Below are 17,329 nucleotides of genomic sequence, written 5' to 3' on the forward strand. Positions count from 1 at the left end.
CTAACTCACTCCGGGCGACGTCAGAACTTCACCGTCGCTCGCGCCCAGTAATAGCGGCCCAGCACATCGTAGGTCGCCGTATCGACGTTGTAGTTCAAGCCGTTCTGATAGATCAGCGGCGGCGCCTTGTCGGTGATGTTGTCCACACCGAATTCGAAGCGCGTCTTGATCGATGGCACCGTGTAAGCGATCTGTGCCGAGTGATACAGAATCGAGGCCATCGGTGCGCTGGCCCCGGTGATGGCGTCGGCATTGAGGTTGGTCAGATGATGGATGTAGCGCGTTTGCCATTGCGCGCTCCAGTTGCCCAGCGACCAGTTGAGTGTCAACGATCCGCGCCAGCGGGCGATATTGCCGAATTGCTGCGTATACGTGCCCGCGTAGTTGATGGTGCGTGCACCCGGCTGTCCCGGCGTGGCGTCGTTGTAGAACGAACTGGTGTAGGACGTGTTGAGGGTCAGCTTGAATTTACCGGGGTCGAAACTGCCCAGGTCGAAATGCGGAATCGCATAACTGGTGCTGAAATCCACGCCGCTGGTGCTGAGGTTGCCTAGATTCACTTCCGGCGTATTCATAAAGAAGATCGCGCCGGCCAGCGCATTGTTGCTGGGATAGCGATGGATGAACTGGCAATACGGACTGTTGTCGTTGGCGAAGCACGCGTTGAGCACGGTTTGTGCCGCGAGCGGCGTGAGCAAGTCGCGTAGATTGATGCGCCACGCGTCGATGGTGGACGAGAAGCCGGTCAACCAACTTGGCGAGTACACCAGACCGAGGTCGTACGACATGCCGTGCTCAGGCTTCAGGTTCACGCCCGCGGGCTTGCCGCCCGAGTAAAAGCCCGTGATCTGCGGCGTCGGATTGCCCGCCCATTGCGGCGGTACGTTTTGGCAGGCCGCCGGATGCGCCGCCAACGTCGCCGAACTCAATCCCACGCACGGATCGTTGATGGTGGGGTTGGCGATGGTGATGCCGTCGTCCAATTCGTCCAGATTCGGAGCGCGGAATACTTGCGTGGCGGTGGCGCGTACCAGCAGGTCGGCAATCGGCCGCCATTCCACCGCGATTTTCTTGTTGGTAGTGGTGCCGGAGGTGTCGTAGTCGGACGCGCGTACGCCCAGATCGAGATTCAGCGAATAAGCGCCAGGTTGTTCCGATAACAGCGGGATCAGCGTTTCGGCGTAAAGCTCTTTCACGTTGATGCTGCCGCGACCCGGCGAACCGCACGCTTCGGCCAGCACCGCGCAGGTGGCGGTGGCGGGATCGAGAATGGCATCCGGCGTCACCGTGTAGTTCATCGAGTTCCAGCGATACAGCGCGCCGGCGGAAAGCTGCATAGCGCCGGCGGGCAGATCCCACAGTTCGCCCGAAGCATTGAATTGCAGCTGCTTCATCGTATCGGTGAGCGTATAGACCGGCGAGTCGACGCCGTTCTTCAATAGCGCCGTGACGGCCGGATCGGCCTGATCGAAAATATTGCCGCCGGAATTGATCACCGATTGCAGGTCGGCGATGTTCACTTCGTTGTAATCGACCTGCCGACGATTGGTGTAGCCGTAGTTGAGGCTCGCGTCCCACGTCCAGCTGCTTTGACCGAAGTGTCCGCGCAGACCGGTGTTTACTTGCAGATTGTCGGTATCAAAGGTATGCAAACGCGTGCCCAGGCCCGTAAGGCGCGTATTGATCACGTAACTGGTGCCTGTGTAACCGGGCGGGGTGCCGAAGGTGACGCCAAACGGATTGATCGGATTGTTCGCTGTGACGTACCAGCCGTCGCCGGTGCCGGTCGGCGCTGGCGCATCCTGGCCGGCCGAGTTGGTGCGGTCGTAGAAGATGTTGGCGAACGCGGTGAGGTCCGGCGTGATGTTGTAATTGCCGAGCACGAAGAAGTTCGCGCGTTTCTGTTCGGTCTGGATGTAGTTGTAGGCGTTGTAGTTGAACGTGTCGTTCGGACCGCCATAACAGCGGTAGTCGCTAAGGCTACTGCCGTTGCCGTGCGCCAACGTCACGTAGGTGTTGCCTGCGCTATTCACATTACATCCGCCCGGCGAGAGTCCTGCCGGAACCAGAAAGCGTCCCGTTGGAATCGTGCCCGATCCCGCCGGTGTGATAACGCCGCTGGACAGATACAGAGCGCGTTGCGAGAAACCGCGCCGTGGGGCCAGCACCGGTGTGTACTTGTTCCAATCCAGGCCCACTACGATGTTGCCGTCGGTGCCGCTGGCGCCCGTGGTGAAGCTGAAACCGCGACGTTGCGCGTCGCCGTGGCTGGAGATGCCGTCGTTGAGGCTGAACTCCGCGCCGTTGAAATCCTTGCGCAGATGAAAATTCACCACGCCGCCGATCGCATCCGAACCGTACGCGGTGGAGGCGCCTTCCGCGAGCACGTCCACGTTCTGGATCATGTTCTGCGGAATCATGTTGAGATCGGCGTTGGACAGCCGTTGACCGTCGACCAGCACCAACGTGCGACTTGCGCCGAGACCACGAAGCGACACGCGCGAAGCGCCGTCGCCGCCTTCCAGGGTCGGACTGGCGACGCCGCCGCCGTTGCTGTTGTTGGCCGGGTTGGTGGCGTAACCGGAAATGCTAGGCAGCTGCTGCAGCACGTTGCCGAGGGTAGGGGCGCCATTGTTGGTAATGGCGGTGCGGTCCAGCGTGATCACCGGGCTGGCCGTTTCCGTGTCGACGCGACGAATCAACGAGCCGGTCACCGTCATGCCTTCCAGTGTTTTTGCTTTGGAAGCCTGCGGTTGTTCGTTCGCGTTTTGCGCGTTGCTGCTTTGCGCGTTGTTGTTCTGGGTGGAAGTGCTTTGCTGCGGTGTCGTGTCCTGAGCGTGGACGATGAGCGCAGATGAGGCTATTCCGACTGACAAAGCCAAACGTACTGCAACGGATAAGCGATTGTAGTGTGCGTGCATGATGACTCCCCAACTCAACGATTAGAAGATCACCGGTGCAACGCATCCTTGCGTGGCCGTTTCTTTTTTTCGGCCAGCTGCGTATCCATCTTTTTACTCATACAAATACGATTTTCGCGTTACTCCGGCGCCCCCTTTGGCAACTGTTTCAGGAATCCGACGAAGAGTAAAGAACTGTCGTCGATGCAAATTACGAAACGAAGCGCGAAGCACAACCGATGCCATCGGTCATGCTTGCCGACACTGAAGGTTGTGGTGCTTCGGTCGATCAGGCTTGCGCGACGGCTTCGACGATCACAGGTTCGACGGCACGGGTCCACAGCGCATACTGCGCACCTGATGGATGCAGGCCGTCGGAAGCCACCAATCCTGCGTGTTCGCGTGAAATACCTGTGATGTTCACAAACGGCGCGCCCGCGTGGCTCGCTTCTTCACGAGCGATGGCGTTGAAGTGATCCAGCTCGTGCGCAATCTGTTTGAGATCGCGTCCGCTGGCGTGGCCGAAAGGCGTGACGCCCCAGTCGGGAATCGAAACCACCACCACGCGATGCGGGCGATGACCGGACAATGCGATGGCTCGCAACAAGAGGGCTCGGAACTGCTCGCGATAGTCCTCGTCGGAGCGGCCGCGATACTGATTGTTGACGCCGATCAGTAACGTGACCAGATCATATTCGGCCGCGAGTACGGCTTGATCCATGCCGGCGGACAGCTCGTCGGTGGTCCAACCGGTGACGGCGACGATAAGCGGATCGTCGATCGCCGCGCCGCGTCGGCGCAACGATTCGACCAATTGCATCGGCCAACGCGCCTGGGCGGGTACGTCCTCGCCGATGGTGTACGAATCGCCCAGGGCGAGGTAGCGCAAAGCCATGAATCAGCCGACCGCCGCGGTTTCGCGGGGTGTCTCTTCGGCCGCCATGCGTTCCAGCACGCGTTCCATGCGTGCGAACACTTCGCGCAATTGCGCAGGCTGCGGTAGCAGCGTCAAACGCATGTGGCGACTATTCGGCACGTTGAAGCTGGAACCGGGCACGATCAGCACCGATTCCTCGTTCAACAGGCGCAACGCAAAATCGTTGTCGTTGAAGTTGGCGATGCGATCGCTGCGCACGCGCGGGAAGGCATACAGCGCGCCGCCCGGCGTGACGACATCCAAATAGCGGCTCGATGCGACACCGTCCAGCACGGCTTGACGTGCGTCGTGCAGGCGTCCACCCGGCGCGGTGAGGGCGTTGATGGTCGGCGCATCCTGCAGCGCCGGAATCACCGCCCATTGCGCCGTGACATTGGCGCACAGGCGCAGTGCGGCGAGCAGTTGCAGCGCATCGCGGTATTCGTGCGTGCGCGTCGGGTCGCCCGAAAGGCTGAGCCAGCCCACGCGGTAACCGCAGGCGCGATGCACTTTGCTCAAGCCGCCGAAACTGATGCACGGCGTGGCGCCTGCGACTTCGGCCAACGGCTGGAACGGCGTGCCGTCGTAAAGGATCTCGTCGTAGATTTCATCGCAGAGCAGCAGCAGACGATGGCGCGCTGCGATCTCGACGATGCGTTCCAACAACGCGCGCGGATAGACTGCGCCGGTCGGATTGTTCGGATTGACCAGCACCAGCGCACGCGTGCGCGAGGTGATCAAGGCTTCGATTTCCTCCGGGTCCGGCATATGCCGGTTTTCGGCGAGGCAGCGGTAGTAACGCGGCACGCCGCCGTTGAGTATGGTGGCGGCGCTCCACAACGGGTAATCCGGGCTCGGCAACAGCACCTCGTCGCCCGGTTGCAGCAACGCGCGCAGGCTCAGATCGATCAGCTCGCTGACGCCGTTGCCGATAAAAATGCGCTCGACCTGCACATGACGCGCGCCGCGGGCGCGCTGCTGCGCGGCGATGACTTCGCGCGCTTCATCCAGACCTTGCTCGTGACCGTAGGCTTCGCTTTCGTGCAGATGTGCGGCGATGGCTTCGCGCAGATGATCGGGCACGGTGAAACCATAACGTGCGGGATTGCCGATATTGAGCTTGATGATCGGCAAGCCGGCCGCTTCCAATTCGCGTGCACGTCGAGTGAGCGCGCCGCGGATTTCGTAGCGCACTTCGGCCAGGTGCGCACTGGGCTTGATCGGGGCCAACGTTCGAATCCTTTGTTTTTACGGGAGAACCCGGCATACCGCCGGTTCGAATCTGATGCTAACAGCGGTCGCGGGCGGTGTGGGGGCCGGGTTAAGGCGAAAAAGGGCTAAGCGCGAGAATCCGTGAACCGGGACAGCGAGTGTTTAGCACGTGATCGGTGCGGGTTTTGCGCGCATTTCCACGTCGTCTCATGGGGCAGGCATAATCGGGCTTATGAGCGATGCACAGATCATCGAACGGCTCCGTCATATCGGATGGCGGGGCCAAGCCTTGCCCGGCGACGGTCGGCGCGTGGTGCGCGTGGTCGCGCAGCATCGCGCCGGCTACGAAGTGCACGACGGCGAACAGACCTTCGGCGCTCAGCCCAGCGGGCACTTCCTCAAGCGTGGCCTGGATCCGGCGGAGCGGCCTGCCGTGGGCGATTTCGTGGAGATCGAGCCGGGCAAGCCGCCGCATATCGTGATGGTGCAATCGCGACGCACCGTGCTTTCGCGCGCGGCGGCCGGCGAGCGCTACGAACGTCAGGTGATCGCCACCAACATCGACTATGTGTTGGTGTTGACCGGTTTGGACGGTGATTTCAATCCGGCGCGCATCGAGCGCTATCTGTCCCTTGTCGAAGGGTCGGGTGCGCAGCCGGTGGTGATTCTTACCAAGACCGATCTCGGCGACGATGCCGATCCGCGCCTTGTCGACCTGAAAACCCGGCTGCCCGCCGGCACGCCGATTCACGCGATCAACGGCAAGGATCCCGCCAGCGCCGGTGCGTTGGCGGGATACCTCAAAGTGGGCGACAGCGCTGTGCTGGTCGGTTCGTCGGGCGCTGGCAAATCCACGCTCACCAATACCTTGCTGGGAAGTCAGCAAATGGCGACCGGTGCTGTACGTGGACACGACAGCCGCGGTCGGCACACCACGACCTATCGCGCCTTGCTTCAATTACCCAGCGGCGGTTGCTTGATCGATACGCCCGGCATGCGCGAACTCAAGCTGACCGGCGAAGAAAGCCTGGATCTGTTCGCCGATATCGAAGCGCTCGCGGAAAAATGCCGCTTTGCCGATTGCGGTCACGGCAGCGAGCCGGGTTGCGCCGTACAAGAAGCGTTGCATGACGGCGAGTTGACACCCGAACGCTGGCGCAACTATCTAAAGCTGCGCGACGAGCGCGAGGAGCAGGCCGCGATGCTGGAATCTCGCCTGCGTCGTCAGCGCGGTGGGCGCCCGATCACCAAACCCCACGGCCCGCGAGGCTCACGCGAAAGGGAGTAGCTGCATCTTGAACACACCCGCCGACACGGTTCCGGCCGGACTGGACGCTTACGCCGCCTTGGATAAGCGCCTGCTTGCCGCGGTGCGAGGCATCAACATTCTGTCGACGGTGAGCTGGCCGGCATCGCTGGAAGATCGGATGATCGAGGAGTACGGCAAAGGCCAATACTCCTTACCGGAAGTAACCTACAAAAAGCCAGATCTTTCCGACGTTCGCAAAGAACTTGTCGCCATCGAAAGCGAAGCGAGCAATGGCGACCCTATCGGCGAATACCTACGCCGCACGGCGGAGTCGTGGCGAATCGCCGCCGAGATGCTGGAAGCGGTCGGCACAGACGGCGTCACGGCGCCTTCCATCCAGCTTTATGGCAAGCCCGGCGACGTTATTCCCGGCAGCGATCGCAGCAATCTCGATGCGGCGCATTACTTTGTCGAATTGTCCGACGAACTCGGCGCGGATCTGCAAGACGACGACATCGTCACCAACATTTCCTCCGAAGTGCTGCGCGCGGATTTGTCCAAAGTGCTGGACGAATTTTTCGGGCAAGGCGTGATTGGGGTGGAAGTGGATAACGACCTCACCGCCAAAGCCGCCGCCGGCGCGACGCGCATTCGCTTGCGCGGCGGCACGCGCTTCAGCCAGTACGATCGGCACCAGTTGCTCAACCACGAAGCCTTTGTGCATTCGCTGACCGCGTTGAACGGGCGTGCGCAGCCGCTGCTCGCGTCGCTGGCGCGCACGTCGCCCCGCGTGACCGCCACGCAGGAAGGTTTGGCGGTGTTTGCCGAGCTGATGTCGGGCGCGATCGATATCGCGCGGCTCAAGCGCATCAGCCTGCGTATTCTCGCGCTCGACATGGCCCTCAATGGCGCGGATTTCGTCGAGGTGTATCGCTACTTCAATCGATGCGGGCAATCCGTGGCGGACAGTTTCCATTCTGCGCAGCGCGTGTTTCGCGGCGTGCCGTTGACGGGCGGTTCCGCGTTCGCCAAGGACAATGTCTATCTGTCCGGCCTGATGGACGTGCACACCTTCTTCCGTTGGGCGCTGAAGGAACGGCGCATGGATCTGCTGCGTTATCTCTTCGCCGGCAAAATGACTCTGGGCGATGTGATGAGTCTGGAACCCTATTTCCAATCCGGCGCCATCGTCGCGCCGCGCTGGCTGCCGCCGTGGATGCAGCACGTGCATGGCCTGGCGGGAAAACTGGCGTTTTCGCTGTTCATCAACCGCGTGCGTATGTCGAAGGTGGAAGCCGGAACGCTGTCGACAGGCGTGTGATCACGTCAGATCGGCATCCGGCTGGTTGACGAAAATCAGTACGCCGAGTATCGCCATATAGAACCGGAATGCGCCTTCCTGACCGTTCCAGATTTTCGACTGCCACATGGCGAACCATTCGCCGCCCACCACCATAAAGCCGAAGAACCATACGGCGAAGCCGAGCACACAACCGGCGGTGACGACGTTTTTCGCCGCGTTGAAGCTTGCCGCGTCTTTACGGCGAGCCCTCCACAGTGCGATGGCACCGTTGAGCCATAGCAGGCACGTCGCGCCCTCGGCGGCAATGATCAATCCGTAACTTACGTGCCACATAGTGGGGTTCGTGATGGCTCGACCCATTAGCGCGTTGCCAGGAAAGGTCGTATCCATCGATAGCACATGTTGTACGAACAGGAAGTTCGAGCCGTAATCGACGATGTTGTCGAAGGTCACGATAAACGCGAAGGCGGCCAACATCAGCGGCAGCAGGATTTTTGCGAGGCGGGTGGGCATGAGTTTCGTCGCGACGAAGATGGAGCCTCAAGTATCCGATCCGAGATTCGTAGGCGGCAACGTTTTCTGCCGCGCTGCATCAATAACCGCTGACCTCATGTAGGCGCAAATCGACGCGTTTTGTACGACTAATTGGGCATTTTTCTTCGCCGTGCACCGGCGGGTGGGTGCTACCATTTGCGACATGCCGCCGCGCGGCTCCTTTCCCCATTCCCATTCGTTGCAATCATCCGATGGCTCATTCCGACGACTTCCGCCAAGCCGCCCTCGAATATCACCGCCTGCCGCGCCCCGGCAAGATCAAGGTCACACCAACCACACCCCTGGTGACGCAACGCGATCTTTCGCTCGCGTATTCACCCGGCGTGGCCTATGCCTGCGAAGCGATCGTCGACGATCCGCGCAATGCCGCCGAATACACCGCGCGCTCCAACCTGGTCGCGGTCATCACCAACGGTACGGCGGTGCTGGGCCTGGGCGACATCGGTCCGCTCGCCGGCAAGCCGGTGATGGAAGGTAAGGGCGTGCTGTTCCAGAAATTCGCCGGCATCGATGTGTTCGATATCGAACTCAACGAGCGCGATCCGGACAAGCTGGTGGACATCATCGCCGCGATGGAGCCCACCTTCGGCGGTATCAATCTGGAAGACATCAAGGCGCCGGAATGCTTCATCGTCGAGCGCAAGCTGCGCGAGCGGATGAAAATTCCGGTATTCCACGACGATCAGCACGGCACCGCCATCATCGTCGGCGCCGCCGTGATCAACGCGCTGAAGATCGTCGGCAAGCGCATCGAAGACGTGAAAATCGCCACCACCGGCGCCGGCGCCGCCGGCATCGCGTGCCTGGATATGCTGGTGGCGCTGGGCGCCAAGCGTGAAAACATCACGGCGTTCGATCGCGAAGGCGTGCTTTATACCGGCCGCGATCATATGGACCCGGACAAGCAGCGTTACGCGCGCGACACCAAGGCGCGCACGCTGGCCGAAATCGTGGATGGCGCGGATGTGTTCCTGGGTCTCTCAGCTGGCGGCATTCTGAAGCCGGAGATGGTTGCGAGCATGGCCAAGCAGCCGATCATTCTGGCGCTGGCCAATCCGAATCCGGAAATCCTGCCGGAAGACGCGAAAGCCGTGCGTCCGGATTGCATCATTGCCACCGGCCGTTCGGATTATCCGAATCAGGTCAACAACGCGCTGTGCTTCCCGTACATCTTCCGCGGCGCGCTGGATGTCGGCGCCACCGGCATCAACGAAGCGATGAAGCTGGCCTGCGTGCAGGCGATCGCGGCGCTGGCGCAGATGGAATCGGGCGACCTCACCGGCGCGTACGGCGGCGAATCGCCGACCTTCGGGCCGGAATATCTGATTCCGCGTCCCTTCGATCCGCGTCTGCTGGTGATGTTGGCACCCGCCGTGGCGCAAGCTGCGATGGACTCGGGCGTCGCCACGCGACCGATGGAGGACATGGAGGCCTACATCGAAAAACTCAGCCAGTTCATCTATCGAACGGGTCTGATCATGAAGCCGGTTTACGAACGCGCGCGTGCCGACCGCAAGCGCGTGGTGTATGCCGAGGGCGAAGAAGAAACCGTACTGCGCGCGGTGCAGACGGTGATCGACGAGAAGTTGGCGTATCCGATTCTGATCGGTCGTCCCGATGTCATCGAAACGCGCATCGAGCGTTTGGGCTTGCGCATGCGCGCCGGCGTCGATTTCGAACTCACCAACATCAACGACGATCCGCGCTTCAACGATTACTGGCAGCAATACCACGCGCTCACCGAGCGTCGCGGCGTCACGCCGGCGGCGGCCAAGAATCTGATGCGTTCGCGCCCCACGTTGATCTCCGCGATGATGGTCAAGCGCGGCGAAGCCGATGCGATGATCTGCGGCCTGGTCGGGCGTTATCACAAGAAACTCGGTTATATCCGCAGCGTGTTCGGTCTCGATCCCGGCGTGCAATGCACGTCCGCGATGACCGCCGTGATCAACGACAAAGGCACGTGGTTCTTCCTCGACACGCACGTGCAATGCGATCCCTCCGCCGAACAAATCGCTGAAGCGACGCTGCAGGCCAGCTATCGCCTCAAGCTATTCGGCGTGGAGCCGAAAGTGGCGCTGCTGTCGCACTCCAACTACGGCAGCCACGAAAACGCCAGCGCGGCCAAGATGCGCGAGGTGTGGAAGATTCTTCGCGCGCGCGCGCCGTTCCTGGAAATGGACGGTGAAATGCAGGGCGACACCGCGTGGGACGAAGAAATCCGTCGCCGCATGTTCCCCAACACCACGCTCAACGGACGCGCGAACTTGTTCGTGATGCCGAATCTCGACGCCGCCAACATCGCGTACAACATGGTGCGCGTGATGACCGACGGCGTGGCGGTGGGTCCGATTCTGATGGGCGTGGACAAACCCGCGCATATCCTCACGCCGACCTCCACCGTACGGCGCGTGGTCAATATGACCGCCATCGCTGTAGTGGATGCGCAAATCCGCGCCGCGCAAAGCGAGCGGAGCTAACCACCGCCTTTAACCCCCTCTCCCCTCCGGGGAGAGGGCTGGGTGAGGGGCCAACCTCGCGTCGATTATTGTTACGCCGTCGACGCCGAACCATCGCCAACATGGAACGTCACCGTATCCATTTCTCGGTGTTCGTGGGCAGCCATATTCCCAACCGTTCTGAAGAACAAGCGCGCCTGCGCACATATAAAACCCTTCGCATACGTATGTATCGTCGGACAATTGGCGAGAACGCCGCCTCGGGGCTAGAATCGAAGGGTTAGCTCGTTCTGCGGCGAATACGCCACGCGGTTCCCTCCGTGCCGGCCCCTGAGTCTCCGGATCGATGCTCCGGCTTCGTCGCTTTCCCCAGTGACGCGCACCCACCGCAAGGCGGCGCTTGGCGCCGCGGAGACCTCCATGGATCAGCTCGACGATATCCTCCATCAGGACCCCGACCCCACCGAAACCCAAGAATGGGTCGAATCGCTGGATGCCGTCATTCACCGCGAAGGCACCGAACGCGCGCATTTTCTGCTGGAGCGTCTGGTCGATTCCACGCGTCGCTCGGGCGGCTACCTGCCGTTCGATCCAACCACCGAATACGTCAACACCATTCCGCCGCATCTGGAAGCCAAGATGCCCGGCGACGCCGCGATGGAATGGCGCATTCGCTCGCTGATCCGTTGGAACGCGATGGCCATGGTCGTTCGCGCCAACCGCAAACCCGGCGAGCTGGGCGGTCATATCGCCAGTTTCGCGTCGTCCGCCACGCTTTATGACGTGGGCTTCAATCACTTCTGGCGCGCGCCGAGTGCCGATCATCCGGGCGATCTGGTGTTCCACCAGGGTCACTCCAGCCCGGGCGTGTATGCGCGTTCGTTCCTGGAAGGCCGCATCAGCGACGAGCAGCTCGATCTCTTCCGCATGGAAGTGGCGGGTCACGGCCGTGGTCTCTCCTCGTACCCGCATCCGTGGTTGATGCCCGATTACTGGCAGGTGCCGACCGTGTCGATGGGCCTGGGCCCGATCCAGGCGATCTACCAAGCGCAGTTCTGGAAGTACCTCGAACACCGCGGACTGATCCCGAAGACCGACCGCAAAATCTGGTGCTTCATGGGCGACGGCGAAACCGACGAGCCCGAATCGCTCGGCGCGATCTCGCTCGCCGGCCGCGAAGGTCTGGACAACCTTATCTTCGTGATCAACTGCAACCTGCAGCGCCTCGACGGTCCGGTGCGCGGCAACGGCAAGATCATCCAGGAACTGGAAGGCGTCTTCCGCGGCGCCGGCTGGAATGCGTTGAAGGTGGTGTGGGGCAGCTACTGGGATCCGCTTCTCGCGCGCGACACCAAGGGCGTGCTGCGCAAGCTGATGATGGAAACCATCGACGGCGAATACCAGGCGTGCAAGGCCTTCGGCGGCGCGTATACGCGCGAACATTTCTTCGGGAAGTATCCGGAGACGCGTGAGATGGTCGCCAACCTCAGTGACGACGACATCTGGCGCTTGAACCGTGGCGGTCACGATCCGCACAAGGTGTATGCCGCCTATCACGCGGCGGTGAACACCAAGGGTATGCCGACCGTGATCCTCGCCAAGACGGTGAAGGGCTACGGCATGGGTGCTGCCGGCGAATCGCAGAACCCCACGCACCAGCAGAAAAAGCTGGACGACGAAGCCGTGCGTCATTTCCGCGACCGCTTCAACATTCCGGTTTCGGACGAAAAACTCAAAGACGTGCCGTACTACCACCCCGGCAAAGATTCGCCGGAAGTGCAGTACATGCAGGAACGCCGCAAGGCGCTCGGCGGTTATCTGCCGCAGCGTCGCCGCCACAGCGACATCAAGCTCAAGGCGCCGGATCTTTCCGCGTTCGAGCAGATCACCAAGGGCACCGGCGACCGCGAAATCTCCACTACCATGGCGCTGGTGCGCGGCATGAATCTGTTGCTGCGCGATAAGGCCATTGGTCCGCGCGTGGTGCCGATCGTCGCCGACGAAGCGCGCACCTTCGGTATGGAAGGCATGTTCCGTCAAATCGGCATCTACGCGCCGTTCGGTCAGAAGTATCGTCCGCAAGACGCCGATCAGCTGTTGTATTACCGCGAAGACCAGAAAGGCCAGGTGCTGCAGGAAGGCATTTCCGAAGCCGGCGGCATGGCCGCATGGATGGCCGCGGCCTCCAGCTACAGCATCAGCAACCAGCCGATGCTGCCGTTCTTCATCTACTACTCGATGTTCGGTTTCCAACGCATCGGCGATCTGGCGTGGGCGGCGGGCGACATGCGTTCGCGCGGCTTCCTGATCGGCGGCACCTCGGGCCGCACTACCTTGAACGGCGAAGGCTTGCAGCACGAAGACGGTCATTCGCATCTGATGGCCGGTGCGATTCCGAACGTGCGCGCGTACGATCCGACGTTCTCGTATGAGGTCGCCGTGATCATGCAGGACGGCACGCGCCGCATGCTCGAAGACCAAGAGGACGTGTACTACTACCTCACGGTCATGAACGAGAACTACAGCCATCCCGATCTGCCGCAAGGCGTCGAGGAAGGCATCGTCAAGGGCATGTACTTGTTCAAGGATGCGGGCAAGCCGAAGAAGAGCGAGCCGCGCGTGCAGTTGCTCGGTTCGGGCACGATCCTGCTCGAAGTGATCGCAGCAGCGGAATTGTTGGAGAAGGATTTCGGCGTCACCGCCGATATCTGGTCCGTGCCCAGTTTTATCGAGCTGCGTCGCGATGGTTTCGATGCCGAGCGTTGGAATCGTCTGCATCCGGAAGCCGATCAGCGCGTGCCGTATGTCACCGGTTTGTTGCAAGGCCATCAGGGCCCTGCGATTGCCGCCACCGACTATGTGCGCGAATACGCCGATCAGATCCGCGCATTCATGCCGGACGGCATGCGTTACACCGTACTCGGCACCGATGGTTTCGGTCGCTCGGATACGCGCGAGCATCTGCGTGGCTTCTTCGAAGTGGATCGTTACTGGATCGCACACGCCGCGCTCGCGGCGCTGGCGAAGGACGGCAAGGTCAACGCCAAAGATGTCGCCCGCGCGATTCGCGAGTACAAGCTTGATCCGGACAAGCCGAACCCGCAGACGGTTTGATCTCTGCATTAATCAAAAAGCCCGCCGAAAGGCGGGCTTTTTGATTGATGGCGCCATGTCGGCGACGCCGTGGCGTCGCCGAACTTCGCATGCATCGTCAATTAATCTTCGTCGCTGCGCAGCGCGCGGAACAACAAGAACAACGCGCCTACCGTGCCCGCAACGATGGCGGCCGTCGCGACCGGATGACGCGTGGCGTGTCGACGCAAACGGCGATACTGGTAGTTGGCTTCGTCGGCCAGATCCTCCGCCCGCCGCGCGATACGCTTGCTGGCATCGCCGCGACTGAAGCGGCTGACGGCGCGGCGTCCGCGAGACAGCAGATCGTCAGCCGTGTCGGCGGTACCGTTCGCGTACTCGCGCATGCGGCTGCCAAGGTGGTCGAGTCGGCGTTCGATGTCGGCTTGCCTGCTCATGGCGCTATTCCTTCCTTCGCATTCCGGGTTATTGACCTTGCCAGCGGCCACGTGAGTGGGACGTTAACCGCGCGTTGACATTCAGCCATAGCTTTTCTCGCTTGCCTAGAGCTTCTGACGCACGCGCAGTGAATTCAGGTGGACGATGATTCCATATGCAACCGCTGGCGCCGACGCAGGCTGGGAAACATGGCCATCCACAATCCCACCACGACGAGGGTGCCGATACCGCCCACCACCGCCGAGCCGACCGCACCCAGCCACGCGGCCACCATGCCGGATTCGAATTCGCCGAGCTGGTTGGACGTGTTGATAAAAATCGCATTGACCGCGCTGACGCGCCCGCGCATGGCATCGGGCGTATCCAGCTGCACCAGCGAGCCGCGGATCACCATGCTGACCATATCGAACGCACCCAACGAGAACAGTGCGAGCAACGAAAGCCACATCACATTCGACACGGCGAACACCAAGGTCGCCACGCCGAAGCCGGCGACCGACGCAAACATGATCTTGCCGACGTTGCGTTCCATGCTGTGACGCGCCAGCCAAAACGACATCAACAAAGCGCCGACGGCGGGCGCCGCGCGCAACAGACCCAAACCCCAAGGACCGGTGTGCAGAATGTCCTTGGCGAAGATCGGCAACAGCGCCGTCGCGCCGCCGAGCAGCACCGCAAAAAGATCCAGCGAAATCACGCCGAGAATATCTTTGCGCTCGCGGATGAAATGCACGCCGGCGAACAATGTTTTGAGTGTGGCCGGTTCGCGTTTCGGCGGCGCCTGTTCGTAGCGCAACTGCGACACCATGACGGTGGAAATCAAATACAAGACGGCCGATACCGCATACACGACACCCGGGCCCGCGACGTAAAGAAAACCGCCCAAGGCCGGTCCCATGATCATCGCCGCCTGCATCGCCGAACCGTTCACAGCCATCGCGCGCGGCAGTAACGCGGGCGGCACCAACGCCGGCACCATCGATTGCATCGATGGCGATTCGAATGCCTTGGCCGTGCTGATCGTAAAGAGCAGCAGCAAGATGCCCACTTCGTCGATGGCGTGCAGCAGCGTCAACGTGGTGAGCAGCACGATCGCCACCCATTCGACAATCTGCCCGATCAACACGATGCGTCGCCGATCAAGCTGATCGGCAAGATGTCCCGCAGGCAACGCCAGCAACACGGATGGAAAAAATTGCACCAGGCCGATCAGGCCCAGATCGAACGCGCGCCCCGTCATCGCGTAAATCTGCCAGCCCACGGCGACCGAGAGCATTTGGAATCCGAAGCTGGATGCGGTGCGCGCGCACCAAAAGGCGATATAGGCGCGGTGATCGAAGAGCGAGTCTTTCGAACCAGGCGAAGCAGGGGATGACATGCGGGATCCTTATCCGAAGCCGGCATTATCTCCGGTGGCGCGAAGATCGCGCAAAGCGGCGCCATGAGGAAAGACAATGCCTGCCGTCCTCTCTATGTAGAATCCCGTCATGGAGATACGCCAAGGCTTCACCTTCGAAAGCTTTCAGCGCTGGCGGCGATCGTTCGAGATCGGATTCTGGCCAGCGTTCTTCGTCGTCAACACGCTTTTCAACGGCATGGTTTCGATGATGGATCATCGCGACCTTCCGCCCTGGCAGCCGTGGACGTGGGAGACGAGCAGCAGCGTCGTCATGTTGGCCTTGGTACCCGCCCTGGTGTGGGCATCGCGGCGCTGGCCGATTCGTTTCGGAACTTGGCAGACGAATCTGCCGAGGCACCTTGCTTACAGCGTGCTTTTCAGTCTGCTCCACGTGGTCGGCATGGTGGCGCTCCGCAAAATCGTCTATGCGATGGCCGGTCTTCATTACGAATTCGGCTCATGGTGGACGGACTTCGGCTACGAATACCTCAAAGACGTGCGCTCGTATTTTTGGATACTGGTGGCCATCGCGTTGTATCGATTCTGGGTCGTGCGTTTTCAAGGCGAAGCGCGTTTGCTTGAGGAGCCGGACGTCGGACCGCCGGTGGAATCCATCGAACAGCCCGAACGCTTTCTGGTGCGAAAACTCGGAAAGGAATTTCTACTCGCCGCGCGCGAGATCGAATGGCTGCAAGCGTCCGGCAATTACGTGAACCTGCATGTGCGCGGTCGCGACTATCCGTTGCGCGCCACCATGGCCGGTATCGAAGCACGGCTGGATATGCAGCGTTTCGTGCGCGTGCACCGCAGCTATTTGGTCAACCTGGATTTTCTGGCCGAAATCGAACCGCTGGATACCGGCGATGCACGGCTTTTGATGCGTGATGGGGTGACGATTCCGTGCAGCCGACGCTACCGCGCTGCGCTTCGGGATCGCTTCGGGCAGTCCGCCGCCGCATAACGGTTGCGCCCGGCATCCGCTCGTTTCAAGCTAGCGGCCTGTCATTCAAGGATGCGGCTCATGATTCGTTCGCTGTTTCGCCACGCTTTCGTTGTGACCGCCGCCTACAGCTGGCTCGCGCTCGCCGCCTGTTCGCAACAGGATCAAAACACACCATCGCAAGCGGACGCCGACAAGGCGCAAGCGCAGCAAATGACCAACGAGGCGAACCAGGAATTGACGACCTATCGTCAGTTGCTGCAGATGAAGAACGACGAGATGGCCGGCCAGCTCGGCGAAACCATCGTCAAACAATTCCCCACCAGCGATGCCGCGAAAGAAGTGCAGCAGACGCTGCCCGACGTCGAAAAGCGTTGGAAAGAAACCAGCGAAAAGCGTCGCCTTACGGCGCTGTGGGCGTATCAAGTCGGCCCGATGGAAGGTGGCACGCAATCCACGGCGAGTCTGTATTCCACGCGCCCATCTGGCGATCATGTAGTGAGACTTGTGTTGCGCCGTCATACCCAATGGGGACAGAGCGTGTTCTTGTTCGGTAATGGGCATGGTTTCGTCTGCAAGGGCAATTGCACGATCCAGGCGAAGTTCGACGACAAGCCGCATCCGTTGCGCGCGTTCCTGCCGACCACGGGCGAGCCGGCCATGTTTATTCGCGACGACAAGGCGTTTATCGACGCCATGCAGAAAACCAAGCGCATCACCATGGATGTGGAAATGCAGGACGGCGGCAAGCAAACGTTGTTGTTCGAAGTAGGTGGTTACGATTCGTCGAAATGGACGCCGGTCGGCAAGAAATAAACGCTGTGGCTGTGCACTGGCCGCAACGTGGTGCGTTAACGGCGTATGG

Annotated in this window: 12 protein-coding genes; 6 read left to right on the forward strand and 6 right to left on the reverse strand. The window is 61.1% G+C overall.

The window, feature by feature from the left end; all coding sequences use genetic code 11:
- Window positions 1-20: 20 nt before the first annotated feature.
- The 3 genes from L0U79_RS05625 to L0U79_RS05635 form a co-directional block, all read right to left on the reverse strand.
- On the reverse strand, window positions 21-2,921 hold the full coding sequence (locus L0U79_RS05625) for a TonB-dependent receptor (protein ID WP_233840904.1): 2,901 nt from the start codon (window positions 2,919-2,921) through the stop codon (window positions 21-23).
- A 268-nt stretch (window positions 2,922-3,189) separates the two neighbouring features.
- The gene (locus tag L0U79_RS05630) at window positions 3,190-3,795 is read right to left on the reverse strand and encodes an SGNH/GDSL hydrolase family protein (protein WP_233840905.1); all 606 of its coding nucleotides are present in this window, start codon (window positions 3,793-3,795) and stop codon (window positions 3,190-3,192) included.
- Between the two features lie 3 nt (window positions 3,796-3,798).
- Window positions 3,799-5,046, reverse strand: a complete 1,248-nt coding sequence (locus L0U79_RS05635) for an aminotransferase class I/II-fold pyridoxal phosphate-dependent enzyme (protein ID WP_233840906.1) — start codon at window positions 5,044-5,046, stop codon at window positions 3,799-3,801.
- Window positions 5,047-5,260: 214 nt separating this feature from the next.
- On the opposite strand from L0U79_RS05635, the gene rsgA reads away from it, so the two are divergent.
- Together rsgA and L0U79_RS05645 are read left to right on the forward strand one after the other, a co-directional pair.
- Window positions 5,261-6,316: a ribosome small subunit-dependent GTPase A gene (rsgA, locus tag L0U79_RS05640; RefSeq protein ID WP_233840907.1), complete on the forward strand. Its 1,056-nt coding sequence runs from the start codon at window positions 5,261-5,263 to the stop codon at window positions 6,314-6,316.
- A gap of 7 nt (window positions 6,317-6,323) precedes the next feature.
- On the forward strand, window positions 6,324-7,598 hold the full coding sequence (locus L0U79_RS05645) for a flavohemoglobin expression-modulating QEGLA motif protein (RefSeq protein ID WP_233840908.1): 1,275 nt from the start codon (window positions 6,324-6,326) through the stop codon (window positions 7,596-7,598).
- Here L0U79_RS05645 and L0U79_RS05650 read toward each other — a convergent pair whose 3' ends face one another.
- Window positions 7,599-8,093, reverse strand: coding sequence for a DUF2165 domain-containing protein (locus tag L0U79_RS05650; protein WP_233840909.1), 495 nt, complete (start codon window positions 8,091-8,093; stop codon window positions 7,599-7,601).
- Between the two features lie 233 nt (window positions 8,094-8,326).
- On the opposite strand from L0U79_RS05650, the gene L0U79_RS05655 reads away from it, so the two are divergent.
- Window positions 8,327-10,615: an NADP-dependent malic enzyme gene (locus L0U79_RS05655; RefSeq protein WP_233840910.1), complete on the forward strand. Its 2,289-nt coding sequence runs from the start codon at window positions 8,327-8,329 to the stop codon at window positions 10,613-10,615.
- A gap of 399 nt (window positions 10,616-11,014) precedes the next feature.
- A complete protein-coding gene (gene aceE / locus L0U79_RS05660) occupies window positions 11,015-13,708 on the forward strand; it encodes a pyruvate dehydrogenase (acetyl-transferring), homodimeric type (protein WP_233840911.1) in 2,694 nt (897 codons plus the stop codon).
- Window positions 13,709-13,809: 101 nt separating this feature from the next.
- Here aceE and L0U79_RS05665 read toward each other — a convergent pair whose 3' ends face one another.
- Both L0U79_RS05665 and L0U79_RS05670 read right to left on the reverse strand, forming a co-directional pair.
- Window positions 13,810-14,124 carry a hypothetical protein gene (locus tag L0U79_RS05665; protein ID WP_233840912.1) on the reverse strand — a complete coding sequence of 105 codons (315 nt, stop codon included), beginning with the start codon at window positions 14,122-14,124 and terminating at the stop codon, window positions 13,810-13,812.
- 134 nt (window positions 14,125-14,258) lie between these two features.
- Complete coding sequence (locus L0U79_RS05670) at window positions 14,259-15,503, reverse strand: MFS transporter (protein WP_233840913.1); 1,245 nt, start codon at window positions 15,501-15,503, stop codon at window positions 14,259-14,261.
- Window positions 15,504-15,612: 109 nt separating this feature from the next.
- Between L0U79_RS05670 and L0U79_RS05675 the strand changes: the two genes are divergently transcribed.
- Window positions 15,613-16,485, forward strand: coding sequence for a LytTR family DNA-binding domain-containing protein (locus tag L0U79_RS05675; RefSeq protein WP_233840914.1), 873 nt, complete (start codon window positions 15,613-15,615; stop codon window positions 16,483-16,485).
- A 60-nt stretch (window positions 16,486-16,545) separates the two neighbouring features.
- The gene (locus tag L0U79_RS05680; protein WP_233840915.1) at window positions 16,546-17,280 is read left to right on the forward strand and encodes a hypothetical protein; all 735 of its coding nucleotides are present in this window, start codon (window positions 16,546-16,548) and stop codon (window positions 17,278-17,280) included.
- The last annotated feature ends 49 nt before the right edge of the window (window positions 17,281-17,329 follow it).

This window comes from Dyella sp. 2HG41-7, assembly GCF_021390675.1.
Lineage (GTDB): Bacteria > Pseudomonadota > Gammaproteobacteria > Xanthomonadales > Rhodanobacteraceae > Dyella_B.